At 73.5% G+C, this 26241-nt stretch carries 20 protein-coding genes; 13 read left to right on the top strand and 7 right to left on the bottom strand.

Annotated features, from left to right (window positions below):
* Positions 1-66 precede the first annotated feature (66 nt).
* The gene (locus tag ACGFU6_RS22890) at positions 67-3273 is read right to left on the bottom strand and encodes a sacsin N-terminal ATP-binding-like domain-containing protein (protein WP_393613386.1); all 3207 of its coding nucleotides are present in this window, start codon (positions 3271-3273) and stop codon (positions 67-69) included.
* A 369-nt stretch (positions 3274-3642) separates the two neighbouring features.
* Complete coding sequence (locus tag ACGFU6_RS22885) at positions 3643-4578, bottom strand: DUF3027 domain-containing protein (RefSeq protein WP_393613354.1); 936 nt, start codon at positions 4576-4578, stop codon at positions 3643-3645.
* Between the two features lie 419 nt (positions 4579-4997).
* Here ACGFU6_RS22885 and ACGFU6_RS22880 point away from each other — a divergent pair, with 419 nt between their 5' ends.
* The 4 genes from ACGFU6_RS22880 (at position 4998) to ACGFU6_RS22865 (ending at position 8599) form a co-directional block, all read left to right on the top strand.
* A complete protein-coding gene (locus ACGFU6_RS22880) occupies positions 4998-6434 on the top strand; it encodes an MFS transporter (RefSeq protein WP_393613352.1) in 1437 nt (478 codons plus the stop codon).
* A 27-nt stretch (positions 6435-6461) separates the two neighbouring features.
* Positions 6462-6944: a DUF2771 domain-containing protein gene (locus ACGFU6_RS22875; RefSeq protein WP_123524421.1), complete on the top strand. Its 483-nt coding sequence runs from the start codon at positions 6462-6464 to the stop codon at positions 6942-6944.
* Between the two features lie 97 nt (positions 6945-7041).
* Entirely contained in the window at positions 7042-7749 is a 708-nt protein-coding gene (locus ACGFU6_RS22870; protein ID WP_393613350.1) for a futalosine hydrolase, read from the top strand.
* Positions 7730-8599, top strand: coding sequence for a 1,4-dihydroxy-6-naphthoate synthase (locus ACGFU6_RS22865; RefSeq protein WP_393613348.1), 870 nt, complete (start codon positions 7730-7732; stop codon positions 8597-8599). Before ACGFU6_RS22870 ends, ACGFU6_RS22865 begins: the two co-directional genes overlap by 20 nt.
* 34 nt (positions 8600-8633) lie before the next feature.
* Here ACGFU6_RS22865 and ACGFU6_RS22860 read toward each other — a convergent pair whose 3' ends face one another.
* On the bottom strand, positions 8634-9017 hold the full coding sequence (locus ACGFU6_RS22860; protein ID WP_393613346.1) for a cold-shock protein: 384 nt from the start codon (positions 9015-9017) through the stop codon (positions 8634-8636).
* Positions 9018-9177: 160 nt separating this feature from the next.
* Between ACGFU6_RS22860 and ACGFU6_RS22855 the strand changes: the two genes are divergently transcribed.
* Positions 9178-9408, top strand: coding sequence for a hypothetical protein (locus tag ACGFU6_RS22855; protein ID WP_393613345.1), 231 nt, complete (start codon positions 9178-9180; stop codon positions 9406-9408).
* A 34-nt stretch (positions 9409-9442) separates the two neighbouring features.
* On the opposite strand, the gene ACGFU6_RS22850 is transcribed toward ACGFU6_RS22855, so the two are convergent.
* Positions 9443-10066, bottom strand: coding sequence for an HAD family hydrolase (locus ACGFU6_RS22850; RefSeq protein ID WP_393613343.1), 624 nt, complete (start codon positions 10064-10066; stop codon positions 9443-9445).
* Positions 10067-10179: 113 nt separating this feature from the next.
* On the opposite strand from ACGFU6_RS22850, the gene ACGFU6_RS22845 reads away from it, so the two are divergent.
* From ACGFU6_RS22845 to ACGFU6_RS22830, 4 genes are read left to right on the top strand one after another with little or no spacing between them, the layout of a single operon-like run.
* Positions 10180-11190 carry a FecCD family ABC transporter permease gene (locus tag ACGFU6_RS22845; protein ID WP_393613341.1) on the top strand — a complete coding sequence of 337 codons (1011 nt, stop codon included), beginning with the start codon at positions 10180-10182 and terminating at the stop codon, positions 11188-11190.
* The gene (locus tag ACGFU6_RS22840) at positions 11187-12266 is read left to right on the top strand and encodes a FecCD family ABC transporter permease (RefSeq protein ID WP_393613339.1); all 1080 of its coding nucleotides are present in this window, start codon (positions 11187-11189) and stop codon (positions 12264-12266) included. Before ACGFU6_RS22845 ends, ACGFU6_RS22840 begins: the two co-directional genes overlap by 4 nt.
* Positions 12263-13117 carry an ABC transporter ATP-binding protein gene (locus ACGFU6_RS22835; protein WP_393613338.1) on the top strand — a complete coding sequence of 285 codons (855 nt, stop codon included), beginning with the start codon at positions 12263-12265 and terminating at the stop codon, positions 13115-13117. The genes ACGFU6_RS22840 and ACGFU6_RS22835 overlap by 4 nt, the downstream gene beginning before the upstream one ends.
* 51 nt (positions 13118-13168) lie before the next feature.
* Positions 13169-14146: an ABC transporter substrate-binding protein gene (locus ACGFU6_RS22830; protein WP_393613336.1), complete on the top strand. Its 978-nt coding sequence runs from the start codon at positions 13169-13171 to the stop codon at positions 14144-14146.
* Positions 14147-14529: 383 nt separating this feature from the next.
* Here ACGFU6_RS22830 and ACGFU6_RS22825 read toward each other — a convergent pair whose 3' ends face one another.
* On the bottom strand, positions 14530-15690 hold the full coding sequence (locus ACGFU6_RS22825; protein ID WP_393613335.1) for a hypothetical protein: 1161 nt from the start codon (positions 15688-15690) through the stop codon (positions 14530-14532).
* Positions 15691-15765: 75 nt separating this feature from the next.
* On the opposite strand from ACGFU6_RS22825, the gene ACGFU6_RS22820 reads away from it, so the two are divergent.
* Entirely contained in the window at positions 15766-18219 is a 2454-nt protein-coding gene (locus tag ACGFU6_RS22820) for a helicase C-terminal domain-containing protein (protein ID WP_393613333.1), read from the top strand.
* Between the two features lie 270 nt (positions 18220-18489).
* Positions 18490-20133, top strand: coding sequence for a DNA repair helicase XPB (locus ACGFU6_RS22815; protein ID WP_393613331.1), 1644 nt, complete (start codon positions 18490-18492; stop codon positions 20131-20133).
* 12 nt (positions 20134-20145) lie between these two features.
* Here the strand turns inward: ACGFU6_RS22815 and ACGFU6_RS22810 are convergent, their stop codons facing one another.
* Positions 20146-20334: a hypothetical protein gene (locus ACGFU6_RS22810; protein WP_393613329.1), complete on the bottom strand. Its 189-nt coding sequence runs from the start codon at positions 20332-20334 to the stop codon at positions 20146-20148.
* A gap of 406 nt (positions 20335-20740) precedes the next feature.
* Between ACGFU6_RS22810 and ACGFU6_RS22805 the strand changes: the two genes are divergently transcribed.
* Positions 20741-22843 (top strand): HelD family protein, encoded by a 2103-nt coding sequence (locus tag ACGFU6_RS22805; RefSeq protein WP_393613327.1) that lies wholly within the window; start codon positions 20741-20743, stop codon positions 22841-22843.
* A 150-nt stretch (positions 22844-22993) separates the two neighbouring features.
* Here the strand turns inward: ACGFU6_RS22805 and ACGFU6_RS22800 are convergent, their stop codons facing one another.
* Positions 22994-23683, bottom strand: coding sequence for a copper homeostasis protein CutC (locus ACGFU6_RS22800; protein WP_393613325.1), 690 nt, complete (start codon positions 23681-23683; stop codon positions 22994-22996).
* Between the two features lie 250 nt (positions 23684-23933).
* Between ACGFU6_RS22800 and ACGFU6_RS22795 the strand changes: the two genes are divergently transcribed.
* A complete protein-coding gene (locus ACGFU6_RS22795) occupies positions 23934-26237 on the top strand; it encodes a heavy metal translocating P-type ATPase (RefSeq protein WP_393613323.1) in 2304 nt (767 codons plus the stop codon).
* Positions 26238-26241: the final 4 nt, after the last annotated feature.

The raw sequence follows: 26241 nt of genomic DNA, 5'->3' as shown, positions 1-26241 counted from the left end.
ATGTGAAGGGTTGCCTGCGAATGTGAAGATTCTGCGAAGGCCCCCGAAATCGCGGGGCCGGGGCCGTCAGTCGAACCAGCGGTCCCGGGCCAGCTCCTCGGTGCGCGAGGGGTCCTCCAGCAGGGCCGCGACCTCGAAACGGCGCGGCCACTGGCCCGCCGCCCAGGCCAGCCCCGCCGCGACGCCCTCCAGGGTGGCGGCGTGCACCGTGCCGTCCGGGGTGCGGCGCCAGTCCAGCTCGACGCCGCCCGCACGCAGTTCGCCGTGCTCGACGTACGTGTCCGGGGTGCCGGGGCCGAGCAGGACGCGCACCGACTCCGGCACCCGGTGCTCCTCGCCCTCACTGGTCACCTCCGCCTCGGTGCTCTCGCCGAGCCGCCGCACCTGGAACAGCTCGGCCAGCTCCGCCGCGTTCGCCGGGGCCACCGGCAGGAGCGGCAGCCCCCCGGTCAGCGGCAGCAGGTCGGGGGCGTCCGCGATCACCGCGTCCGCCGCGTCGACCACCCGCACCTCGCCGTCGACCACGGCCCGCAGCTCGTCCGGCAGCGTGACCTGCTCCGGGTCCAGCTCGGCCAGGGCGGTGTACAGGGAGTGCAGTTGTACGGGACCGACCGGGCGGTCCCCGTCCGCGAGCCGGCCGAGGAGTTCGGCGGCGCCGCCGGGCTCGTCCAGCAGGGCGGCGACCGAGGTCCGCACGCCGAGGGCACGCAGCACCTGGGCGTCGTCGAAACCGGTGGCGTCGGCGGAGTCGTACAGGCCCGCCAGCCGGGGATCTCCCCCGTCGGCGCGCAGGCCCGCCGGGCGGCGGCCGTCCAGCACCGGGTGATCGCGGAGCCACCAGGCGGTGTACGGGCGCACGGACTGCGTGGTGCCGTCCGGGAGGAGCACCCGGACCGGCTGGGTGAGGGCGTCGCGCAGCGGCGGCCTGGCGAGCATCGCGAGCGCCTGGGGCCAGGCGTCGTCGTCGACCAGGTCGAGGTCGCGGACGGCGACGAGTTCGGTGGCGACGGGCGGCACCACGGTGTCCGGGAGCTGGTCGAGGATGTCCTCGCACCAGACGTCCACGGCGTCGAGCAGCCCGGCGTCGTCGGACTCCGCGAAGTCGCCGTCGCGGGGTTCCAGTTCGTCCGGGTCCAGGACCACGTCGGTGGCCCGTACCAGGGCGAAGGTGGCCAGCACCCCGCAGGCGGTGAGCGGCTGCTCGCCCCAGCGCTCGGCCAGCTCCTCGTCGCACAGGGCGAGTTCGCCCTCGCGCATGACGGCGGCGAACGGACTGCCGGGCAGCACGAGCTCACCGGCCGGGGCGGGCTCGCCGTCCTCGTCGGGCAGGGCGAGCGCACCGAGCCAGGGCTCGTCGCCCGGTACCAGGTCGGCGTCCCGGACGAGGGTGAGGACGGTCTCCGCCAGCTCGTCGCCGTCCAGCGCGTCCTCGTCCCAGATCTCGCCCGCGTCCAGCGAACCGGCGACGGCGGCCCGCACCTGCGGGGTCGTCAGGACGGCGCGCGGGGTGGCGGGCAGGGCGCCCAGCTTCTCCAGGAGCGGGTGCGCGGCGTCCGGGTGGGCGACCTTCAGCCCGAGCCGGGCGAGCCGGTCCAGGACCTGCCCTGTCAGCGCGTCCGGGAGCGGCAGCAGGACCTGGCGGGGGCCGATGGTGGTGCGGGGGACGGCCGGGGCGTCGGGGTCCGCACCCTGGGAGGCCGTACCGGCGAGCGGCACCGGGAGGCCGGAGAGCCGGTCCGGGTCGACGCCGGCCAGGCTGTCGTACAGCCGCCGCCACCAGCCCGGGTCGCGCTCCAGACCGGCCAGCCGGTCGATCGCCTCGGTCAGCGGGACCCGGGCGACGCCGAGCGTGCGCAGCTCGACGCGGCGCTCAAGTCCGGCGGGCAGCAGGCAGGGCAGCACCTCGGCCAGCACCGTGACGGTCTCGGCGCCGACCCCCTCCAGCACCTCGGCCTCCAGCGGCCGCAGCGCGGTGGTGGCCTTGCGGCCCTCGTCGGCAGCGGCGTCCCAGCTGTCCCACCGGTCGGGCTCGGCGGCGGGGTCACGCGGGGCTGCGGGCTCCAGGAACGCGACGCGCGGCAGCCGTTCCAGGATCGCGGCGCGCAGCGCGCCGTCCAGCTCGCCCTTGCCGAGCGGTCCGGGCACGAGCGCGATGGTGGCGACGGAGACCGGCTGCCAGTCGGCGAGCAGTTCGGCGTACGCGTCGGCCGCGCGCTGCACCAGGAAGTCGGTGAGCGGGCCCGGCGCGGGGTGGCGGCGGGTGGTGTCCAGCGGCAGCGAGGCGATGAGCAGCGCGGGGACGCCGAGCGGTTCGTCGGTGGGCGTCGGCGCGTGCACGACGGGGGCGGTACGGGGGTGCACCGGGGCGCCCTCCGCGTCCACCGGGACGGCCCAGGTCACCGACCAGTGCGGGCGCAGCCGTTCCTCCAGCGGGCGGCCGACGAGCAGTTCGGGCGCGACGGCTCCGTGCCGGGCGACGGTGCGCCAGCGGTTCGTACCGTGCGCCGAGTCCTCGACGTGCACGTACGGGCCGTGCTGCGAGCGGCGCAACGTCCGTACGGTGTCCGGGGTTTCGATGACGATCTCGTCGAGCCCGCCCAGCGTGAGCAGCAGCGCGTCGTCGACGGCGGTGAGCAGCCGGCCGACCAGGTCCTCGGCGCCGCCGTCGCGCAGCGGCAGGACGACGACGGTGTCGTAGCCGTCCGGGGCGGTGCCCTCGGCGGGCAGCGGGAGGCGCAGCAGGGGTACGTGTCCGTCGCGGCGGCGCAGTTCGTCGCCGAGGCCGGGGCTGCCGATGGCGGCGTCCCGGGCGAGGTCGCGGGCCTCGGCCAGGGACCAGCGCACGCCGCCGTGCCGGCCGATGACGGCGGGCTCGTCGCTCACCGCGAGCACGGCGGCGAACCCGACGCCGAACCGTCCGACGGCGGCCTCGTGGCCCTCGCGCTTGGCGGACGCGCGCAGGGTGGACAGCGACTCCACGCCGGTGGCGTCCAGCGGGGCGCCGGTGTTCGCGGCGGCGAGGACTGCGGGGGCGTCGCCGGCCCCCGGGTGCAGGGTGAGGCGGAGCCGGCCGGGCAGACGGGCGCGGGCGGCGGCGTCGGCGGCGTTCTGGGCCAGCTCGACGACGAGGCGGTCGCGGTAGCCGCCGAGCGCGAGGTCCTCCTCGGCGTTGGCGTCCTCCCGGAAGCGGGCGGGGCCGGCGCCCCAGGCGTCGAGCACGCGGCGCCGCAGCCGTGCGGTGCCGAACGGGTCGGCCCCCTCGGTCGCATTCATGCTCACGCTGTGACTCCCTCTTCCGGTTACGGATACCCGTGCCGCCAAGTGTGCGCCCCGAAGGTACCGGGTCCGCGCGCGAGAGCCCCTGTCCTCAATCGCCGGACGGGCTGAAAACAACTGCACCGCACCGCACCGCGCACCACGGCCCCGGTTCCGTCCTCAATCGCCGGACGGGCTCGGTCCTGCCGCCCCGACCGGTGACACCCAGCCCAGGCCGGCACCTCCCAGCCCGTCCGGCGTTTGAGGACGGAACCGGCACGCGGGAGGAGCCCGCACAAAATCAAGCCCGTCCGGCGATTGAGGACGGAACCGGCACGCCCGAGTGACCCGCACCCCGCGGAGGGGCCGGGACCCGCGGCGGAAGCCTCAGGAGTGGCCGAGGTCCTCGGACGGCGCATCCGGGTCCACCGGCACCGAGCCGGAATCCCGCGCCGGCCGAAGCGGGTACTCGTCCACCCGCATCGTGTCCAGCGCGTGCGGCGCCGGCTTCGGCGGCTTCGGCATCACCGCGGCCTCCGAGTGCCCACCGCAGCCGTACGACAGGGACACCACGTGCCCGTCCGCCGGACCGAACTCGTTCGCGCACACCCCGAAGGCCTGCTTCAGGGAACCCGCCAGCGGCACCAGGAAGGCGCACGAGACACACGTCGCCGGGGCCGCCTGCGCCATCGGCGTCTTCGCGCCGAAGCCCTCGTCCCAGCGGTCGGCCGCCGCGTACAGCCCGTACCGGGACAGCACCCGCGCACGCCGCATGCCCAGCTCGTCCGCGACCGACGCGATCGAACCACGGCGCGGCGGCTCCGGGCGCGTCGTCAGTTCCGCGTCCTCCGCCTCGACGAGCTCGGCCAGCTCGCCCGAGACCGCGGCGACCGCGGAGTTCGGCGGCAGCTCGTCCTCGCCGGTGTAGCCCGGCTCCAGGCGCAGATCGTCCGCCTCGGTGGGCAGCAGGTCGCCCGGCCCCATGTCGCCCGGCCGCAGCCGCTCGCTCCACGGCACCCACTCCGGCGCGAGCAGCGCCTCGTCGCCCGGCAGCAGCACCGTTTCGTCAAGGGTGACGTTCTTGGCGCGGGAGGCCCTGGCGACCGTCACCGCCCAGCGCCAGCCCCGGTAGGCCGGGTCCTTGCACTCGAAGTAGTGCGTGACGACCCGGTCCCCCTCGGGGACCACGGCCACATGCTCACCCACGACCCCTGGCGCGGCTGCCTCCTCGGCCGCCGCGCGGGCGAGGTCTACGGCCTCGGCGCACAAACGGTCGGGAACAGGGGTACGGGCCGTACGGCTTCTCGTCGTCGCAGCACTCACAGGTCTCGCTTCTCTCCTACGCCAGTCTCACGAGCGCGCCAGCACATCCATCGATTTCAGCCATTCGGTTGCGGGCGGAGCGGACCTGGGGGCCGCGTCGACGTCCACACCCGTTGTGCCTGCCTCGGGCGCACCTTCCGCAACCCATTCTGCGGGATCGCCGAGAGGCGCGCGGCCAAGAACAACCGCCGGTGGCGCGCTACGCACGCTACCCTCTCCGCCGCTTCCCGCCCACCTGCCCGCCCCAAACGACGCCGTATCCGGTGCCGTGTCCCGTGTAAAGGGCGCTGCCCGGCCACCGGTATCGACCGGTCCGCACCCCCTGCGACCTGGCAGGTCACTGACCCGACAGGGCATTGCCCGCCGCGCCCCGCGCCTGTCCCGGTTCGTGACGACGGGTCCTGGGGCAGTATGACCAAGTGGCTTCTGTCAGGTCGCACGACGGACCCGGCCCGCTCCGCAGGACGGGCCGGACGATCGGTCATGCCCTGCGGTCCCCGTTCACCGGGACCGCCCGGGGCATCCGGAAGGCGACGCACGCCCACGGGGCGGGTGAGTCCGGACTCGGCAAGCTGATCGAGCTGCACGCGGTGAACGGCGCGGGTGACGTGATGATCACGGTCGCGCTGGCGTCCACGGTGTTCTTCTCCGTACCGACCGACCAGGCCCGCGGCCGGGTCGCGCTGTACCTGGCCGTCACCATGGCGCCGTTCATCCTCCTCGCCCCGGTCATCGGCCCGCTCCTGGACCGGCTGCCGCACGGCCGCCGCGCCGCGATGGCGGGCTCCATGCTGGCCCGTGCGCTGCTGGCGCTCACCATGTCGGGCGCGGTCGCCACCGGCGGCCTGGAGCTGTATCCGGCGGCCCTGGGCGTCCTGGTCTGCTCGAAGGCGTACGGGGTCGTGCGCAGCGCCGTCGTACCGCGCCTGCTGCCACCCCGCTTCTCGCTGGTCAAGGCGAACTCCCGGGTCACCCTCGCCGGTCTCCTGGCCACCGGCGCGGCCGCTCCGATCGGGGCGGGGCTCCAGACGATCGGCCCGCCGTGGCCGCTGTACGGCGCGTCCGTGATCTTCGTCGGCGGCGCCGTCCTCGCTTTCACCCTGCCGCCCAAGGTGGACTCGGCGAAGGGCGAGCGCAAGGCGCACCTCGTGCACCCGCACGACGAGGGCGCCGTCCGGCCCGAGCCGCTCCGCGAGAGCGCCACGCCCGGGAGCGCGAAGAAGTCCTTCCGGTCCCGGGGCAAGAACGGCGAGAAGCGGCCGGGGCTGCGTTCGGTCGGCCCGTCCGTCCTGCACGGTCTCCAGGCCAACGCCGCGCACCGCGCGCTCTCCGGCTTCCTGATCTTCTTCCTGGCGTTCCTGCTGCGCGAGCAGCCGCTCTCCGGTCAGAGCGCCGCGATCTCGCTCGGCATCGTCGGCGTGGCGGCCGGGGCGGGCAACGCGCTGGGCACGGCGGTCGGCTCCTGGCTCAGGGCGCGCGGCCCGGAGATCATCATCGCCTCGGTCCTCGGCCTGGCACTGGGCGTCGCCGTACTGGCCGCGGCCTTCTTCAGCACGGTCATGGTCGCGGCGCTCGCGGCCATGGCGGGCTTCACCCAGGCCCTGTCGAAGCTGTCGCTGGACGCGATGATCCAGCGCGACGTGCCGGAGGAGGTGCGCACCTCGGCGTTCGCCCGTTCCGAGACGCTGCTCCAGATGGCGTGGGTGGCCGGCGGCGCGATCGGGATCTCGCTCCCCCTCAACGGCGTACTGGGCATGGCGGTCGCCGCGGGCATCCTCGCGCTCGGTGCGGCGGCCTCCGTACGGGGGCTGCTGGGCGCCGCTCGGCGCGGCTCGCCGCACCCCCGCGTGGCATGAGCCGGAGCGACCGATAACCTTCGGGCCATGACCGTTGCGTTCTTCTCCGGTAAGGGCCGTCGAATCGGCGTCGCTCTTGGTGCCGTGTCCGCGGGACTCCTTGTCCTCTCCGCCTGCGACAAGCCGACGCCACTCGCCACCGTGACGGTCGGCGACAACTCGGTGCACACCGAGGCGTCCTGCTACAACGACGGCAAGGCCCTCAAGACCTCCGACATCAAGGGCTGCCTCAACCAAAAGGCCGACAAGACCGTCGACGTCGCGATGGACGACAAGGTCCACTTCGGCGTGGACCCCTCGGTCTCGGACAACGGCTGGACGCTCTTCATCAACGGCCAGCAGGCCGAGCAGGAGCCGTACAAGAAGACCTTCCGGACCATCCCGGGCAGCGCCTTCTTCTCCAGCCAGAACGGCGAGACCACCGCGGACAAGACGCAGATCAGCATCGTGGAGACCAAGGGCAAGGAGCTGCTGGGCATCTGGCACTTCGAGCTCAAGAAGACCAGCTGATCCCGTCCGCTGGGCTTCGGCCGCTGATCCGCTCCGGCTGATCCCGTCCCGCTGGTCCCCTCCAGCTGATTCCCTCCCGGCCCCGGAGGCTTCCCCCGTGCGTGTGCTCGTCGTGACCGCTGTCCCGGTGGAACGGGACGCGGTCACGCGTGCGTTCGGGGACGGCTCCGAGGTGCCGGTGCGCCGGGTGCCGGGCGCGGAGATCCACCGCGCGGGCCCCTTCGACGTACTCGCGGGCGAGGCGGGACCGGCCGCCGCGGCGGCCTCCGCCGCGTTCGCCCTGGCCTCGGACCGCTACGACCTGGTGATCTCGGCGGGCATCGGCGGCGGCTTCGCCGGCGTCGCCCCGGTCGGCTCGCTCGTGGTGGCCGGCCGCATCGGGGCGGCGGACCTGGGCGCCGAGACCTCCGCGGGCTTCGTCCCCGTCACCGATCTCGGCTTCGGGCGGGTCTGGCACTTCCCGCCCCGCTCCCTGGTGCGGGCGGTGGCCGCCGCGACCCACGCGGTGACCGGCGACATCCTCACCGTCTCCACCGTGACCGGCAGCGCCGAACGCGCCGCCGCCCTCCTCGCCGCGCACCCCGGGGCCGTCGCCGAGGCCATGGAGGGGTTCGGGGTCGCGGAGGCGGCCGACCGGCTCGGCCTGCCCGTCCTGGAGATCAGAGCCGTCTCGAACGCCGTCGGCCCCCGTGACCGCGACGCCTGGCGCATCGGCGACGCGCTGGCCGCGCTCACCGACGCGTTCGGCAAGCTCATACCCGTACTGGAAGGCTGGACGACCCACCATGACCGACACGACTCCTGACCCCCTCGCCGACCCGCTGCGCATCGCCTTCTCGCCGTGCCCGAACGACACGTTCGTCTTCGACGCCTGGGCGCACGGCCGGGTCCCCGACGCGCCCGCCCTCGATGTCACCTTCGCGGACATCGACATCACCAACGGCATGGCCGAGCGCGGCGAGCTGGACGTCCTGAAGGTCTCGTACGCGGTGCTGCCCTGGGTGCTGGAGGAGTACGCGCTGCTGCCGTGCGGCGGCGCGCTGGGCCGCGGCTGCGGGCCGCTCGTCCTGACGCGGGAGCCCGGCACCGACCTGACGGGCCGGACCGTCGCCGTACCGAGCGAGCGCTCCACCGCCTACCTGCTGTTCCGGCTCTGGGCGGCGGAGGCGGTACCGGGCGGCGTGGGCGAGATCGTCGTCATGCCGTTCGACGAGATCATGCCGGCGGTACGGGACGGCAAGGTCGACGCCGGCCTCGTCATCCACGAGGCGCGCTTCACGTACCAGAACTACGGCCTGCACAACCTGGCCGACATGGGCCGCCACTGGGAGGACACGACCGGCCTCCCGATCCCGCTCGGCGCGATCATCGCGAAGCGCTCCCTGGGCGCGGACACCCTGAAGCTGCTCGCGGAGTCGGTGCGCGCGTCGGTACGGATGGCGTGGGACGACCCGCAGGCCTCGCGCCCCTACGTCCAGGAGCACGCCCAGGAGATGGACCCGTCCGTCGCGGACCAGCACATCGGCCTGTACGTGAACGAGTTCACCGCCGACCTCGGCGAGGACGGCTACGCGGCGATCCGGGGCCTGCTGACCCGCGCCGCGGCCGAGGGACTGGTGCCTCCCCTCGCGCCCGACGCGCTGTCATACCCCTGAGACCGCCGTATCCCCGTGCGCGCCCCGCACGCCGTCACACGTCGAGCTGGTCCGCGACCGCGCGCAACAGGCCGGCGATCTTGGCGCCCGACGCCTTGTCCGGGTAGCGGCCGCGCTCCAGCTGCGGCGTGATGTTCTCCAGGACCGTCGTCAGGTCCTGCACGATCGACGCCAGCTCGTCCGGCTTGCGGCGCTGGGCGGCCGCGACGGACGGGGTGGGGTCGAGGATCGCCACGGAAAGTGCCTGGTCACCGCGCTGTCCGGCGACGACGCCGAATTCGACGCGCTGGCCGGGCTTGAGTGCGTCGACTCCCGACGGGAGCACGGACGAGTGCACGAAGACGTCTTGGCCGTCATCGCGGGAGAGGAAGCCGAAGCCCTTCTCGCTGTTGAACCACTTGACCTTGCCAGTCGGCAAAGCACGCACCCCATCTCAACCCGTATGCCGGAACAAAGCCTCAGCAGGTCAGGCCGTCCAGCGGCGCGCTCCCCCTGCTGGCAGAAGCCTCCACAGGTGAAGTACCCCTCGTCAAGCCTGGTCATCCGGACTGGTGTCCTGAAAGAACTACTCTGACGGTGTGAGTACTTCCCCCTCTGGCGCGGGCGACCTGCTGGTCCGGCTCGGCGCGATCATCTTCTTCGTCGGCGCGCTGGCGACCCTGGTCACCATGGCCCCGCTCTTCCTCGGCACCGAGCCGTTCCCGTCCATCGCGTACGCGGCGTGCATGCTGATGGGCGTCGGCTTCGTGGTCGCCGCCGCGGGCGTGGTCAGGTCGGCGCGGGCGGGGGCGGGGGCGCCGCAGCGGTAGGCCGGGCCCCGTTCTCCCCTGCGGGCCGAAACGCCTAAGAGCGGCCGGCCGCGTACTCGTTCAGCCAGGCCGGGAACTCCGTCAGGGACGACAGGACCACGTCCGCGCCCGCCGAGCGGAGTTCCTCCGCATCGCACGGGCCCGTCGTCACGGCCACCGACACGGCGCCCGCGGCCCGTGCGCCGCGCACGTCGCCGGTGTGGTCACCCACGTAGACGGCCGCCCCGTGCTCCCGCAGCGCCTCCGCCTTCGCCTCGGCCCAGAGGCCGCCGGTGAGGACGTCGGGCGCGATGCCCACGTGGGTCAGGTGCAGCTTCGCACTCGGCTCGTACTTGGCGGTGACGACCATCGTGCGGCCGCCCAGCTCGCGGATCGCCTCGACCGACTCGCACGCGCCGGGCATGGCGGGGGACGGGGTGATCGCGTATGTGGGATAGATCTCACGGTAGCGGTCCACCATCGCGGGCACCGCAGCCGCCGGGAACCAGTTGACCAGCTCGTCCTCCAGCGGCGGACCGAGCCGGCTCACCACCAGGTCGGTGTCGATCACCGCGCCGGTCTCGGCCGAAAGGGCCAGGTAGGCGGCCTTGATGCCGGGCCGGGAGTCTATGAGCGTCATGTCCAGGTCGAAGCCGACCATCAGGGGGTGCGATGCCATGGCTTCCATTGTGCCGAGCCGGCGCGGGAGCCGGTACACCCCCGGACGGGCGCGCGGAGGCGGTGCTTAGACTTAGCCAAGCCTTACTTTGCTTCGCTTTTCGATTGGGTCCGATGCCAGCCGCCGCACCACGCCGCTCCAGACGCGCTCTCATGACGGCGGCGGCCGTCCTGGCGCTGCTGGTCGCCGTACTGCTCAGCCTCGCCGTCGGGGCGCGCTCCATCGCCCCGTCCGCCGTCCTGGACGCCCTCCTGCACGGCGGGCACTCCGACGCCGCCGAGGTCATCCGGAACATGCGGGTGCCCCGCACCCTGATCGGGCTGATGGTCGGCGCCGCCCTCGCCCTCGCCGGCACGGTGCTCCAGGGCATCACCCGTAACCCCATCGCCGACCCCGGCATCCTCGGCATCAGCCAGGGCGCCTCGGTCGGGGTGGTGCTGGCCATCGCGTACGCGGGCATCCACACGCTCACCGGGTACGTCTGGTTCGCCTTCGCGGGGGCGGCGATCGCCTCCGTCGCGGTGTACGCCATCGCCTCCAGCGGACGCGGCGGAGCCACCCCGGTGAAACTCGCGCTCGGCGGCGCCGCGATCAACGCGCTGCTGGTCTCGGTGACCATGGCCGTGCTGACGACGAAGGCGTCCGCGCTGGACGAGTTCCGGTTCTGGCAGGTCGGCTCGATCGCCGGACGCGAGGCCGAAGTCGCGCAGCAGATCTGGCCGTTCCTGCTGCTGGGGACGGTCCTCGTGCTCTCCGTGGCCCGTGGACTCGACGCGCTGGCGCTCGGCGAGGACATGGCCAAGGGGCTCGGGCAGAAGATCGCGACGGTACGGATCGTCGGCGGCATCGGCGCCACCGTGCTCACCGGCGTCGGCGTCGCCGCGGCCGGGCCGATCGCCTTCATCGGCCTCGCCGTCCCGCACATCGCCCGCGCAGTCGTCGGCAACGACCACCGCTGGGCGCTCCCGATGGCCGCCCTGATCGGACCCGTGATGCTGCTCGTCTCCGATGTGATCGGCCGGATCGTCTTCCCGCCGAGCGAGGTCCCGGCCGGGGTCATGACGGCGCTGATCGGGGTGCCGTTCCTGGTCACGCTGGTGCGCCGGAAGGCGGTGCCCGCGTGAGCGCCACCACGGCCGTCGTACGGGCCGTACGGCCCGCCGGGTACAGCGTCATACGGATCGGGACGCGCGGCCGGTTCCTGCTGCACCGCCGGGCCTCGGTCGTCGCCGCCTCGCTCGTCGTGCTGCTGGCCGCCCTCTGCGTCGCCTACCTCTGCGTCGGCGAGAGCTTCGTCGCGCCGGGCGAGGTCCTCAAGGTGATCCTGGGCCGGCCCTCCGCGGACGAACTCGTGGTCGGCACGCTGCGGCTGCCGCGCATGGTCGTCGGGCTCCTCGTCGGCCTCGCCTTCGGGATCGCCGGCGCACTGATCCAGACCGTCGCCCGCAACCCCCTCGCGAGCCCGGACATCATCGGCATCAGCCAGGGCGCGAGCGCGCTCACGGTCGGCGCGATGACGTTCGGCGTCACCTCGTACACCGTCCTGCCGTACCTGTCGGTGATCGGCGGGGTCGCGGCCGCCGCGCTCGTCTACGCCTTCGCCTGGCGCGGCGGGCTGCACGCCACCCGGTTCGTGCTCATCGGCATCGGCTTCGCCATCGCGCTGCGGTCCGTCACCACGCTCTTCCTGACCAAGGGCGACTACCTCGTCGCCCAGCAGGCCCAGATCTGGATGACCGGCTCGCTCAACGGCCGCGGCTACGACGAGGCCGCGCCCATCGGCTGGACGCTGCTGATCCTGCTGCCCGCCGTCCTGTGGGCGGCCCGCGCGCAGCGCACCGTGACCATGGACGACGACACGGCGACCGCCCTCGGGGTGCGGCTGGGCCGGGTACGGCTCGGGCTCGTCGCGCTCGGCGTGATCCTGGCGTCGGTGGCGACGGGGACGGCCGGGCCGGTCGACTTCGTCGCCCTGCTCGCCCCGCAGATCGCCCGCCGGATGACCCGGACCGCGCAGATCCCGCTGCTCTGCTCGGCGCTGCTCGGCGCGGTGATCGTCGTCTTCGCGGATCTGCTGGCCCGCAGGCTCTTCTCCCCCACCGAACTTCCGGTGGGCGTCCTGACGGCGGCGGTCGGCGCCCCGTATCTGATCTGGCTGATCATCCGCGGTCACGGTGGCCGCAGGGGAGGCAACGCATGACCACCACGCAGAAGCAGGACGCCCAGGACGCGGTGACCAGCAGGCTGACGGTGCGCGGGCTGACCCTCGCGTACGAGGACCGCACCGTCGTCCACGAACTGGACCTCGCCGTCCCGGACGGCCGGGTCACCGTCATCGTCGGGCCGAACGCCTGCGGCAAGTCGACGACGCTGCGCGCGCTGGGCCGGCTCCTCAAGCCGCGCGGCGGGGCGGTGCTGCTGGACGGCACCGAGCTGTCGAAGATCCCCACGAAGAAGATCGCCCAGGCGATCGGGCTGCTCCCGCAGACCCCGGTGGCCCCCGAGGCGATCACCGTCTCCGACCTGGTGGCCCGCGGCCGCCAGCCCCACCAGCACTGGTGGCAGCAGTGGTCGCAGGAGGACGAGCGGGCGGTGACGGACGCGATGGAGCGCACCGACATCACCGCGCTCGGCTCCCGTTCGGTGGACGAACTGTCCGGTGGACAGCGCCAGCGGGTGTGGATCGCGATGGCACTCGCCCAGGAGACCGATCTGCTGCTGCTCGACGAGCCGACCACGTACCTCGACATCGCCCACCAGGTGGAGGTCCTGGACCTGGTGCGCCGGCTCGCCGCCCCGGCGGCCGACGGCACCCGGGGCCGCACCGTGGTGACGGTGCTGCACGACCTCAACCAGGCGGCCCGGTACGCCGACCACCTGGTCGCCATGAAGGCGGGCCGGATCGTCGCGGAGGGCCGCCCCGAGGACGTCGTCACCGCCGAGCTCGTCCGCGAGGTCTTCGGCCTGGACGCGGTGATCGTCCCGGACCCGGTGACGGGGTCGCCGCTCGTCGTGCCGGGAGCGCCCTGGCAGCCCGCGCACGCTTCCTGAACCTCCGGACGCCGGGCCCGGATTCCGCACACCCTCTACGAAAGGCAACCCATGGCCACCTCCGTCCGCCGCCGTGGTCTCACCCTCGGCGCGCTCGCCCTGACCGGTGCACTCGCACTCTCCGCCTGCGGATCCTCCGACTCCGGTTCGAAGAGCGACGGCTCCTCGTCGTCCGGTGACACCCACACCGTCAGGACGGCGATGGGCGACGTGAAGGTCCCCGCGCACCCCCAGCGGGTCGTGGTCCTGGACACCGGCGAGCTGGACTCCGCGCTCACCCTCGGCGTGCGGCCGGTCGGCGGGACGCACTCGGCGACCGAGGACGGCTTCCCCGCCTACCTGCCGGCGGCGAGGACGAAGGGCATCAAGGAGGTCGGCGAGATCGCCAACCCCAACATGGAGTCCGTCGCCGCCCTGAAGCCGGACCTGATCCTCACCAGCAAGGTCCGCGACGGCGACCGGTACAAGCAGCTCAGCGCGATCGCCCCGACCGTGATGACGGAGTCCACCGGCTCGGACTGGAAGGCCAACTTCCACGTCCACGCGGAGGCGCTCGGCAAGCAGGCCGAGGCGAAGAAGGTCATCGCCGCGTACGACGCCCATGTCGCGAAGGTGACCGCGGCGATCGGCGGCAAGAAGAAGGTGGCGGCCACCGACGTCAACTTCGTGCGCTTCGTCGAGGGCGCGGACATCCGCATCTACGGCAAGCAGAACTACATCGGCTCGATCCTCGCCGACATCGGCATGGGCCGCCCCGCCATCACGGACAAGGCCAAGGACGGCTTCTCGTACGACGTCTCGCCCGAGAAGATCGACCTCGCGGACGCGGACGCCGTCTTCACCTCGACGTACGGCGACCCGGACAAGGCGGGCACGACCCGGACGATGAAGAGCGGGCTGTGGAAGAACCTGAAGGCCGCCAAGGACGGGAAGGTCTTCAAGGTCGACGACCGGCTGTGGATCGCGGGCATCGGCTACACCGCGGCCGACCGGATCCTCGACGAGTTCCAGGCGAAGATGACCGGCTGACAGCGGGGCCCTTGGGCGGGCGGCATCGAGGGTCCCGGGGCGGGCCCCTGTCCGTTGCCCCTTTCCTGGGCGCGGGGTTCCGTCCTCAATCGCCGGACGGGCTTGTTGGTGCGGGTGCTCCGCGTCGGCGGGGTGCGCCTGGTCCGGTGGGTGGGGGTTCGGGGTCCCTCCGGGGCGTCTCCTCGGACGACGAACGTTCCGCGGGTACGCATTTGAGTACCCGGGTCTGTGTTCGTCGTCCTGCGGGGACTCCCCTGCACGCCCCCGAACCCGCCCGTCGCGCGTCTGCGGCAGCAGTTCCACGAGCGTGCGGACGCGAGTGATGCCGGGGTGGGGACGTGCAGGGGAGTCCCCGCAGGAAATGGCGTACGACCCGGGTCCCCTCAGCGCCCGCCCGGCCGAGGGCCCCGCGCCCGCCACGCCAGGTAGAGCGCGGAGGCCACGGCCGCGCCCCGCACCACCCAGGGCCAGGTCTGGCCGATCGCGGGGCCCATCTGCCCGTCCCCGATGGGCGCTCCCCAGCGGCCGTCCATCCGGCCCCACAGCCAGACGAGGGCGCCCGCCGCGACCATCCCGGGCAGCCCCATCGCCACCCACTTCGCCTCCGCGCGCGACAGCTTGCGGGAGCTGTACGCGAGCGCCCAGCCGCCCGCCAGGGCGATCAGGGCCTGCGGGGAGTCCATCACCGCGCCGGCCACCAGCAGCGCGGCGGCGAACAGCAGCAGGGGGTGCGAGAAGCCGCGGGGCGCGACGCCCGTCTCGACCCGGGCGCGGCGCAGCCTGGGCCGCCGGCGCCGCCGGGGAGCGGCCGGCTCCTCCTCGTACTCCTCCTCCCCGGGCTGCTCCTCGACGCCCTCGTCGTACTCGTCCTCGTCGTCCTCGTCGTCGTCCGCGACCGGCGGGCGCAGCAGCGCCGGGATCTCCACGCCGCCGCGGAACCCCGCCACCTCGGTGCCCGCGCCGAACTCGCCGGTCTCGCCGAAGGGGCCCGGCTCGACGCGCCACCAGTCGGCCTCGCTGCCGGACGGACCGAGCTCGTCCGTGCCGGCCCGGTGCGGCGCGGACGGCCCGCCGCCGGCCGGCATCCCGCCCCGTGTCCCGTCCCAGAGCCCGAACGGATCGCCGGCCGGGGCCGCCGGGGGCTCCGACGCGCCCTTGGCGGAACTGTCTTTCCGGCTGTCTTTCCGCCCGGCCGGGCGGCCCTCCCCGCGACTGTCCCGGCGGAGCTTCGGCCTGCGCGGCCGGGGAACCCCGGGCGCCTTCGCGGGACCCGGCTCCGCCTCCGGCCGCTGCGGCGGTCGCACCGATCCGTCGGCCGACGAGGCCGCCGCGGCGACCAGTTCGTCGGGCGTGCCGAGCTTCCCGATGATGCGGCGCACCGCCGCCGGAGTGTCGGCGGCCTGCGTCACCCGCTGCCGGTCGATCTCGCCCCGCAACTCCGAAACGAGTCTCATCCGGGTGCCCGAGGACAGCTGTTGCCGCTGTGCCATGTCCCCGACCCGGCTCAGGTAGTCGTAGACCAGCTGATCGCTCTCGATCCCCACGCGATGGTTCCCCTCTACCGCCCTGCACCGACGGTAGCGCCCTCGGGCCCGTCCGGAGCGACTACCGTGGGACGGATGGGGATGACCACACCACCGCGGACGCTGGCCGAGGCTCTGCGCGCCCGGGACGACGAGTCACTGGCCGGGCTGCTGCACGCCCGGCCCGACCTCCTCAACCCCGTGCCGGGCGACATCACCCAGCTCGCGACCCGGGCGGGCACCCGTGCCTCCGTCGTCCGCGCGCTGGAACACCTCGACCGGTTCGCCCTGCAGACCGCCGAAGCGCTCGCGGTAGCGCCCGATCCCGCTCCCTACGACACCCTGCTCGGGCTGCTCACGGGTGACGGCCGGGACGACGGCGAGCTCCGCGGCGACGCGGGCGCCGCCATCGTGGACGCGCTGCCCGGGGCCCTCACCACCCTGCGCGAACAGGCCCTCGTCTGGGGCGAGGACGAACGGCTGCACCTGGTGCGGACCGCCCGCGAGCTCCTCGCGCCCTCACCGCAGCACCCCTCGCCCACCGGTCTCGGCCCGACCGTCTCGGAGGCCACCGCCGGCATGTCGCCGGGCCGGCTCCAGGAGATCCTCACCGCGGCCGGACTGCCCGCCACCTACGACCCGGTCTCCGCGGTGAGCTCCCTCTCCGCGCTCTTCACCGACCGGACCAGGATGGGCGAACTGCTGGACACCGCCCCCGTGGAGGCGCTGTCGGTGCTGGACCGGCTGGTGTGGGGCCCGCCGTACGGCGAGGTGACCCCGAATCCGACGCCGCCCGTGAAGTGGCTGCGCGACCGGGGGCTGCTGCTGCCGGTGTCGACCCGCACCGTCGTACTGCCGCGCGAGGCCGCCCTGCACCTGCGGGCCGGGCGGGCCCACCGGGTGCCCGAGCCGCTGCCGCCGGTCGTGGCGGCCGCCGCCGAACGCGATCCACAGGCTGTGGACAGCGCGGCGGCCGGCCAGGCGTTCCTGTCGGTCTCCACCGTCGAGGAGCTGCTCAAGAGCTGGAACGGCGGCGGCCCCGCCATACTGCGGGCCGGCGGCCTCAGCGTCCGCGAGCTGAAGAAGACCGCGACGGTACTGGACGTGTCGGAGCCCGTCGCCGCGTTCTGGATCGAACTGGCCTACGCGGCCGGGCTGCTGGCCTCCGACGGTGAGGCCGACGAGCGGTACGCGCCGACCCCCGCGTACGACGACTGGACCGAACTCCCCGCCGAGGACCGCTGGGTGCGCCTGGCCGCCGCCTGGCTCGCCGCCACCCGCACCTCGGGGCTGGTGGGCGGCCAGGACGCCAAGGGCCGCGCCCTGTCCACCCTCGGCCCCGGCCTGGACCGCTCGGCCGCCCCCGAGGTCCGCCACCGCGTGCTGGCCCTGCTCGACGCGCTGGCGCCCGGCACCGCGCCGGAACCGGAGACCCTGCTGGCCCGGCTGCGCTGGGAACGCCCGCTGCGCGGCGCCTCCAACTCCGCCGGGGACACCACCGACCTGCGGTCCCGGATCGCCCTGTGGACGCTGAACGAGTCGGAGCTCCTCGGCATCACCGGCCGCGGCGCCCTCGCCTCGCAGACCCGCGCCCTGCTGACATCCGGCCCCGCCGAGGCCGCGGCCCGCCTCGCCCCGCTCATCCCGGAGCCCCTGGACCACGTCCTGCTCCAGGCCGACCTGACCGCCGTGGCCCCCGGCCCGCTGGAACGCCCCCTCGCCGACATGCTCGCCGCGCTCGCGGACATCGAGTCGAAGGGCGGCGCGACGGTCTACCGGTTCACGCCCGGCTCCGTACGGCGCGCCCTGGACGCCGGGCAGTCCGCCGCCGACCTGCACGCCTTCCTGGCCGCGCACAGCCGTACGCCGGTGCCGCAGCCGCTGAGCTACCTCATCGACGACGTCGCCCGGCGCCACGGCCACCTGCGGATCGGCGCCGCCTCCTCGTACGTGCGCTGCGACGACGAGGCCGTCCTCAACGAGATCCTCGCCGACAAGCGCTCGGCCACCCTGCGGCTGCGCCGCCTCGCCCCCACGGCCCTCGCCGCCCAGATCGACCCGGCCTCGCTCCTGGACGGCCTGCGCGAACTCGGCTACGCGCCCGCCGCGGAGTCCGCCGACGGCGACGTCCTGATCACCCGGGCGGGCGCCCGCCGCACCCCGCCCCGCTCGGCCCCCGCCCCCGTACCCGAGGGCCCGCCGCTCCCGGAGCCCGCCCTGCTGGGCGCGGCGGTCCGGGCGATCCGGGCCGGTGACACGGCCGCCACGGTCGTCCACAAGGACACCGGCCCCTCGGCGCCCGGGGACGCGCTGCCCCGTACGACGTCGGCCGAGACCCTCGTCACGGTCCAGGCGGCCGCGATGACGGGCTCCGCGATCTGGATCGGCTACGTCAACGCGGAGGGCGCCGCCAGCCAGCGCGTCATCGCCCCGGTCCGCGTCGAGGGCGGCTACGTCACGGCCTACGACCACACGGCCGACGAGGTCCGCACGTACCCCCTGCACCGGATCACGGGCGTCGCGGAACTGGCGGACGACCAGCGCGCCTGACGGCCCGGGGTACGGGTGCTCCGCCGGGTGCGGGGCCTGCGGGTGCGGGGTTCCGTCCTCAAGCGCCGGACGGGCTTGAGCTGGGGTCCCTCCGGGCGGAACACACCCTGCGGGGCACCCGCGCCTATGGAGCCCGTCCGGCGTTTGAGGCGGAACCCCGCGCCCAGGAACCCCGCACCCGGGCCGAGCACCCGCATCCCGCCACCGCATACGGCACACTGGACGTTTGGCCGGTACACGGCCACCCCGCCGTAGAAAGGGCCGAAGCGCGTGACCGGACCCCTCATCGTCCAGAGCGACAAGACGCTGCTGCTGGAAGTCGACCACGAGCAGGCCGACGCCTGCCGTCGTGTGATCGCGCCCTTCGCCGAGCTGGAGCGCGCGCCCGAGCACATCCACACCTACCGGCTGACCCCGCTCGGGCTGTGGAACGCGCGGGCCGCCGGACACGACGCCGAGCAGGTCGTCGACGCGCTGGTGAAGTACTCGCGCTACCCCGTACCGCACGCGCTGCTCGTCGACATCGCAGAGACGATGGGCCGGTACGGCCGCCTCACGCTCTCCAAGCACCCGGTCCACGGACTGGTGCTGACCTCCACCGACCGGCCCGTCCTGGAGGAGATCCTCCGGTCGAAGAAGGTGCAGCCGCTGGTCGGCACCCGGATCGACCCCGACACCGTGGCCGTCCACCCGTCCGAGCGCGGGCAGGTCAAGCAGACACTGCTGAAGCTGGGCTGGCCCGCCGAGGACCTCGCCGGTTACGTGGACGGCGAGGCGCACGCGATCGAGCTGGACGAGACCAGCTGGTCCCTGCGGCCCTACCAGCAGCAGGCCGTCGAGGGGTTCTGGCACGGCGGTTCCGGTGTCGTCGTGCTGCCCTGCGGGGCGGGCAAGACGCTGGTCGGCGCCGGTGCGATGGCGCAGGCCAAGGCGACCACGCTGATCCTGGTCACCAACACCGTCTCCGCCCGGCAGTGGAAACACGAGCTGGTGAAGCGGACCTCGCTGACCGAGGAGGAGATCGGCGAGTACAGCGGTACCCGCAAGGAGATCCGGCCGGTCACCATCGCCACGTACCAGGTGCTCACGACACGCCGCAAGGGCGTCTACGCGCACCTGGAGCTGTTCGACTCCCGCGACTGGGGCCTGGTGATCTACGACGAGGTGCACCTGCTGCCCGCGCCGGTCTTCAAGTTCACCGCCGATCTCCAGGCGCGGCGCCGGCTGGGGCTGACGGCCACGCTGGTCAGGGAGGACGGCCGCGAGTCGGACGTCTTCTCGCTGATCGGGCCCAAGCGGTTCGACGCCCCGTGGAAGGAGATCGAGGCGCAGGGCTACATCGCCCCCGCCGACTGTGTCGAGGTACGGGTCAATCTGACGGACAGCGAGCGGCTCGCGTACGCGACCGCCGAGGCTGAGGAGAAGTACCGGTACTGCGCCACGACCGCGACCAAGCGGAAGGTCACCGAGGCTCTGGTGCGCAAGCACAAGGGCGAGCAGACCCTGGTCATCGGGCAGTACATCGACCAGCTCGACGAGCTGGGCGAGCATCTGGACGCGCCCGTGATCAAGGGCGAGACCAGCAACGCCCAGCGGGAGAAGCTGTTCGGCGCGTTCCGGGAGGGCGAGATCAGCGTGCTCGTCGTGTCGAAGGTGGCGAACTTCTCCATCGACCTGCCGGAGGCCACCGTCGCGATCCAGGTGTCCGGAACGTTCGGCTCGCGCCAGGAGGAGGCCCAGCGGCTCGGCCGGGTGCTGCGGCCGAAGGCGGACGGGCACGAGGCGCGCTTCTACTCGGTGGTCGCCCGCGACACGATCGACCAGGACTTCGCGGCCCACCGCCAGCGCTTCCTGGCCGAGCAGGGCTACGCGTACCGGATCGTCGACGCGGACGAGCTGCTGACGGACAACTGAGGCGGGCGGCGGTCAGCGGTTGCGGCGGACGCCCGCCTCCTCCGCGTACTCACCGAGGACGACGACGCCGAACGCGGTCCGTACGAAGATCCCGGCGGCGCGCAGGGCCTTCCCGGCGCGGTGGCCGTAGTGGTGACCGGTGGCCGCGGTCGCGCCGTGCGCGGGGCCGGTCCTTCGCGGGTTCAGGGTGACGGTGCTCATGTATTCCATGGTGCTCCGCCCGGCCCGCGAAGGCGTCGGCCCGCAGGGGGAAGGTTCCGGGGCCGCTCCTGCACCTGAGGTCGGATGCCGTCCCCTACGGGGTGGACCCGCCGTGGCCCCGTGGGCGTACGCCGTTCTTCGTTCGCGGATATTCATTCGCACCCGGCCCGGCCCGTCGATACAATCGCCGGTCTGCCCGCCTCCCGCACCGTGGTACCGGCAGCCCGGAAGGGCTCGCGCCGGCAGCCGGGGGAGCGCCGCCGACCGGACGGAAACCGGCCGACAGCCGTACGCGCACCCTCGCGCGTACCAGTGATCGATCCCCGAGCGGACCGCATCGCCCCCGGTGAACGGCCGGGGACGGGAAGCGGTCCGCCGTCCTGCGTTGAATGCCGGAGGCAACACCGTGCCCGCGCACGAACACGAAAGCGACACCACCACCGACCCCCTGGCTCATGAACGCGCCCATCTCGCCGCCTCGCGCGCCGCGCTGCGCGCCATGCGCGAGGACGCCCAGGCCCTGAACATCCGCGATGTCACGGCGAACTGGGTGAACGCCGCAGTGCTGCAGGCCCAGATCACCGACCGCATCAAGTCGCTGGCCGACCTCTCCCACACCCCGCTCTTCTTCGGGCGCCTGGACTACCTCCACGTGGTCGGCGCGGAGAAGGCCGAGGGCGCGGAGGGCGAGCAGTTCTACATCGGGCGCCGCCACGTCCACGACGCCGACGGCGACCCGATGGTGATCGACTGGCGGGCGCCGGTCTCCCAGCCGTTCTACCGGGCGTCCCGCAACGAGCCGCTCGACGTCGGCCAGCGGCGCCGCTTCGGCTACACCGGCGGCGAGCTGACCGCCTACGAGGACGAACACCTCACCGACCCGGCCGAGACGACGCAGACCAGCAAGCTCCTCCAGGCGGAGATCGAGCGGCCGCGCGTCGGCCCGATGCGCGACATCGTCGCGACGATCCAGCCGGAGCAGGACGAGATCGTCCGCAGCGGGCTGGGCGGCTCGGTCTGCGTGCAGGGCGGCCCCGGCACCGGGAAGACCGCCGTCGGCCTGCACCGGGTCGCGTATCTGCTGTACGCGCACCGGGAACGGCTGGCCCGAACAGGGACGCTGGTCATCGGACCGAACCGGTCCTTCCTGCACTACATCGAGCAGGTGCTGCCGGCCCTCGGTGAGCTGGAGGTCAAGCAGGCGACCGTCGACGACCTGGTGACCACGCACATCGAGGTACGGGGCACGGACGAGGCGCCGGCCGCCGTCGTGAAGGGCGACGCCCGGATGGCGCAGGTGCTGCGGCGGGCGATCCGTTCGCACGTGACGCCGCCGACGGAGCCGGTGATGGTGGTGCGCGGCTCGCGGCGCTGGCGGGTGCCCGCGTACGAGATCGAGGAGATGGTCGACGAGCTGCTGGCCCGCGACATGCGGTACGGGGCGGCGCACGAGGCCCTTCCGCAGCGCATCGCGCACGCCGTGCTGGTGCGGATGGAGGAGGCGGGCGAGGCGCCCGACGACCGGGTGCAGAACGCCGTGGCGCGCAACCCCGCGGTGAAGGCGGCGGTGAAGGCGGCCTGGCCCTCGGTCGAGCCGGCGAAGCTGGTGCTGCGGCTGCTGTCCGACCCGGAGTTCCTGGCCGCGCAGGCGGAGGGGCTGCTGACCGAGGACGAGCAGAAGACGATCCTGTGGGCCAAGCCGGCCCGCAGCGTGAAGTCCGCGAAGTGGTCGGCGGCGGACGCGGTGCTGATCGACGAGGCGAACGACCTGGTGGCGCGCACGCACTCGCTGGGCCATGTGGTGATCGACGAGGCGCAGGACCTCTCCCCCATGCAGTACCGGGCGGTGGGCCGGCGCTGTTCGACCGGTTCGGCCACGGTCCTCGGGGACCTGGCGCAGGGCACGACGCCGTGGTCGACGCAGAGCTGGGAGCAGGCGCTGCACCACCTGGGCAAGTCCGACGCGGTGGTGGAGGAGCTGACGGCCGGTTTCCGCGTGCCGCGCGAGGTGATCGCGTACGCGTCCCGGCTGCTGCCGGTGATCTCTCCGGGCCTGGCGGCGGTCGAGTCGGTGCGTGAGTCGCCCGGTTCGCTGTCGGTACGGGAGGTGCCGGGTGTGGGGCCACTGGACGCGGAGGCGCCGGATTCGGGGGCGCTGGACGCGGCGGTGGTCGCGGCCTGCGAGGAGTCCCTGAAGCAGGAGGGTTCGACCGGCCTGATCGCCGCCGACGCCCGTATTCCGGCGCTGGCGGCCGCCCTGGCGGCGGCGGGCCACAGCCACCTCTCCCCCGGCGAGGAGACGACCGCCGAGTCCCGGCTGACCCTGGTCCCGGCGTCACTGGCGAAGGGCCTGGAGTACGACTACGTGGTGCTGGACGAGCCGGCGGCCGTCGTCGACGGCGAACCGGACGAGCGGACCGGCCTGCGCCGCCTGTACGTGGCCCTGACCCGAGCGGTCTCCGGCCTCATCGTGGTCCACGCGACCCGGCTGCCGGACCAGCTGACCTGAGCAGCCCCATCAAGCCCCTCCGCCAATCGAGGAACGGGGGCCCCATCAAGCCCCTCCGGCGATTGAGGAGCGGGGGTCCGGGGGCGGAGCCCCCGCTCCACGGACCGGGCCCCCGCCCACCGGAGGACGAACCCCGGCGGCTCCGCCGCCCTACGCGTCGAGCACCGCCCGCCACTCCCGTACCGCCGCCGCGTCCACCGGACCCGACCAGCCGTAGGGCCGCGCCGCACCGCCGATGTGGACGGCGTCGATCCCCGCCTCCAGCAGTTCCGGCAGGTGGTCGAGGCGCAGCCCGCCCCCGACGAGGATCTGCGGCTCGTACCCCGGCTCCCCCTTGCGCGCGGCCTCGACCAGCAGCGTGGGGATTCCGTCGTCCACCCCGGCCGCCGATCCCGCCGTGAGGTACGTGTCCAGCCCCGGCAGGTCCGCGAGCGCCTTGCGCAGGCCGTCCCGGTCGGGGGCGCGGTCGATCGCGCGGTGGAAGGTCCAGGCGCAGCCGTCCAGCTCCGCGATGATCCGCTCGACCGCGACGAGGTCCGGGCGGCCCTCCTCGTCCAGGAAGCCGAACACGAACTCGTCCGCGCCCTCCGCCCGCAGCTCGCGCGCCTTGCGTACGAGTACGTCGATGTCACCGGCCGCGAAGCCGTCCGCCACTCTGAGCATCACCCGCAGGGGGATGTCCACCGCGGCGCGGATCGCCGCGAAGGTCGCACAGGACGGGGTGAGGCCGTCCGCCGCCATGTCGGTGACCAGCTCAAGCCGGTCCGCACCACCCGCCTGGGCAGCGACCGCGTCCTCCGCGTCGAGAGCGATCACCTCCAGGACTGCACGGTTGCTCATGGGAACCCAATCCTCCAGGAAGCAGCTATAGGTCTAGTCCAATGGCCAGCCTACGGGCCGAGCGGCCCAGGACACAGCCTCACCGCGCACGTGAAGATACGCGAGGTCAGAGGCGTGCCAGCCGACCGGACAGCCGGAATCCGCGCATCCATCACGGACCACTCTTGCGGATCGATAGGGGTAGGGGGTATACCTGAATCAGCACCGCATACCCCCTAGGGGTATAAATGATCCCTACCGAGGAGGCCCAGTGTCCGCGCAGACCGCAGCCACCACCGGCGCCACCGGTACCACCAGCACCGCTGGTACCGGCGCCGCAGAGGTCGAGCTCGCCATCGGCGGCATGACCTGCGCCTCGTGCGCGGCCCGTATCGAGAAGAAGCTCAACCGGATGGACGGGGTCGAGGCCACCGTCAACTACGCCACCGAGAAGGCCAGGGTCAGCTACCGGGGCGAGGACGTCTCCGTGCAGGACCTGATCGCCACCGTCGAGAAGACCGGGTACACCGCGCAGGAGCCCGCTCCCCCGGTGCGTGCGCAGGAGGCACCGGCCGAAACGGCCGAGGCCGACGAGCTCCGCCCGCTGCGGCAGCGGCTGATCACCTCGGTCCTGCTCGCGGTGCCGGTGATCGCGATGTCGATGATCCCGGCGCTCCAGTTCGACAACTGGCAGTGGCTCTCGCTGACCCTCGCCGCGCCCGTCGTCACGTACGCCGGCTGGCCCTTCCACCGGGCCGCGTGGACCAACGCCCGGCACGGCGCGGCCACCATGGACACCCTGGTCTCGGTCGGCACCTCCGCCGCGTTCCTGTGGTCGCTGTGGGCGCTCTTCTTCGGCACCGCCGGGATGACCGGCATGACGCACCCCTTCGAGCTGACCATCGGCCGCAGCGACGGCGCCGGGAACATCTACCTCGAAGCCGCCGCCGGAGTCACCGCGTTCATCCTGGCCGGGCGCTACTTCGAGGCCCGCTCCAAGCGGAAGGCGGGCGCCGCGCTGAAGGCCCTGCTCGAACTGGGCGCCAAGGAGGTCACCGTCCTGCGCGACGGCCGCGAGGTGACCGTGGACACGGCGGACCTCCAGGTCGGGGACCGCTTCCTGGTCCGGCCCGGCGAGAAGATCGCCACCGACGGCACCGTCGTCGAGGGCAACTCGGCGGTGGACGCCTCCATGCTCACCGGCGAGTCCGTCCCCGTCGAGGTCGGCATCGGGGACCCGGTGACCGGTGCCACGCTCAACGCGGGCGGCCGGCTCGTCATCGAGGCGACCCGGATCGGCTCCGACACCCAGCTGGCCCGGATGGCGAAGCTGGTCGAGGACGCGCAGAACGGCAAGGCGGCGGCCCAGCGGCTCGCGGACCGGATCTCGGCGGTGTTCGTCCCCGTGGTGATCCTGCTCGCGCTCGGCACGCTCGGCTTCTGGCTGGCCACCGGCTCGGGCCTGACGGCCGCGTTCACCGCCGCCGTCGCCGTACTGATCATCGCCTGCCCCTGCGCCCTCGGCCTCGCCACCCCCACCGCCCTCATGGTCGGGACCGGACGCGGCGCGCAGCTCGGCATCCTGATCAAGGGCCCCGAAGTCCTGGAGACCACCCGCCGCATCGACACGATCGTCCTCGACAAGACCGGCACCGTCACCACCGGCAAGATGACCCTCCAAGCCGTCCACACCACCCCCGGCACCGCCGAACCCGACGTCCTGCGCCTCGCCGGCGCCCTGGAACACGCCTCCGAACACCCCATCGCCCAGGCCGTCGCCACCGGAGCCACCGAACGCACCACCACCACCACCCCCCTCCCCGCCCCCGAGGACTTCACCAACGTCCCCGGCCTCGGCGTCCAAGGCGTCGTCGAGGGCCATGCCGTCCTCGTCGGCCGCGAACAGTTGCTGGCCAAGTGGGAGATCCGCCTCCCCGCGGAGCTGGCGCGCCGCAAGGCCGAGGCCGAGGCGGCGGGCCGTACGGCGATCGCGGTCGCCTGGGACGGCGAGGCGCGGGCGGTCCTGGAGGTGGCCGACGCGGTGAAGGACACCAGCGCCGAGGCGATCGTGCGGCTCCGTGCACTCGGTCTGACACCGATCCTGCTGACCGGTGACAACCGGGCGGTGGCGGAGTCGGTCGCGGCCGAGGTCGGCATCGAAGAGGTGTACGCGGAGGTCATGCCCGAGGACAAGGTCGACGTCGTCAAGCGCCTCCAGGCACAGGGCCGTTCGGTCGCGATGGTCGGGGACGGCGTGAACGACGCGGCCGCCCTCGCCCAGGCCGACCTGGGCCTCGCGATGGGCACCGGCACGGACGCGGCGATCGAGGCCGGAGACCTGACCCTGGTCCGGGGCGACCTGCGGGCCGCAGCCGACGCGATCCGGCTGTCGCGCAGGACGCTGGGCACCATCCGGACGAACCTGTTCTGGGCCTTCGCCTACAACGTGGCCGCCCTGCCGCTGGCCGCCGCCGGCCTGCTCAACCCGATGATCGCGGGTGCGGCCATGGCGTTCTCGTCGGTGTTCGTGGTCGGCAACTCGCTGCGGCTGCGGGGCTTCCGCGCCGCGGCGTGACCGA

This window comes from Streptomyces sp. NPDC048462 (assembly GCF_043200175.1).
Lineage (GTDB): Bacteria > Actinomycetota > Actinomycetes > Streptomycetales > Streptomycetaceae > Streptomyces.
The sequence above is the reverse complement of the archived record's forward strand: the minus strand, read 5'-3'. Positions and strand labels throughout refer to the sequence as shown.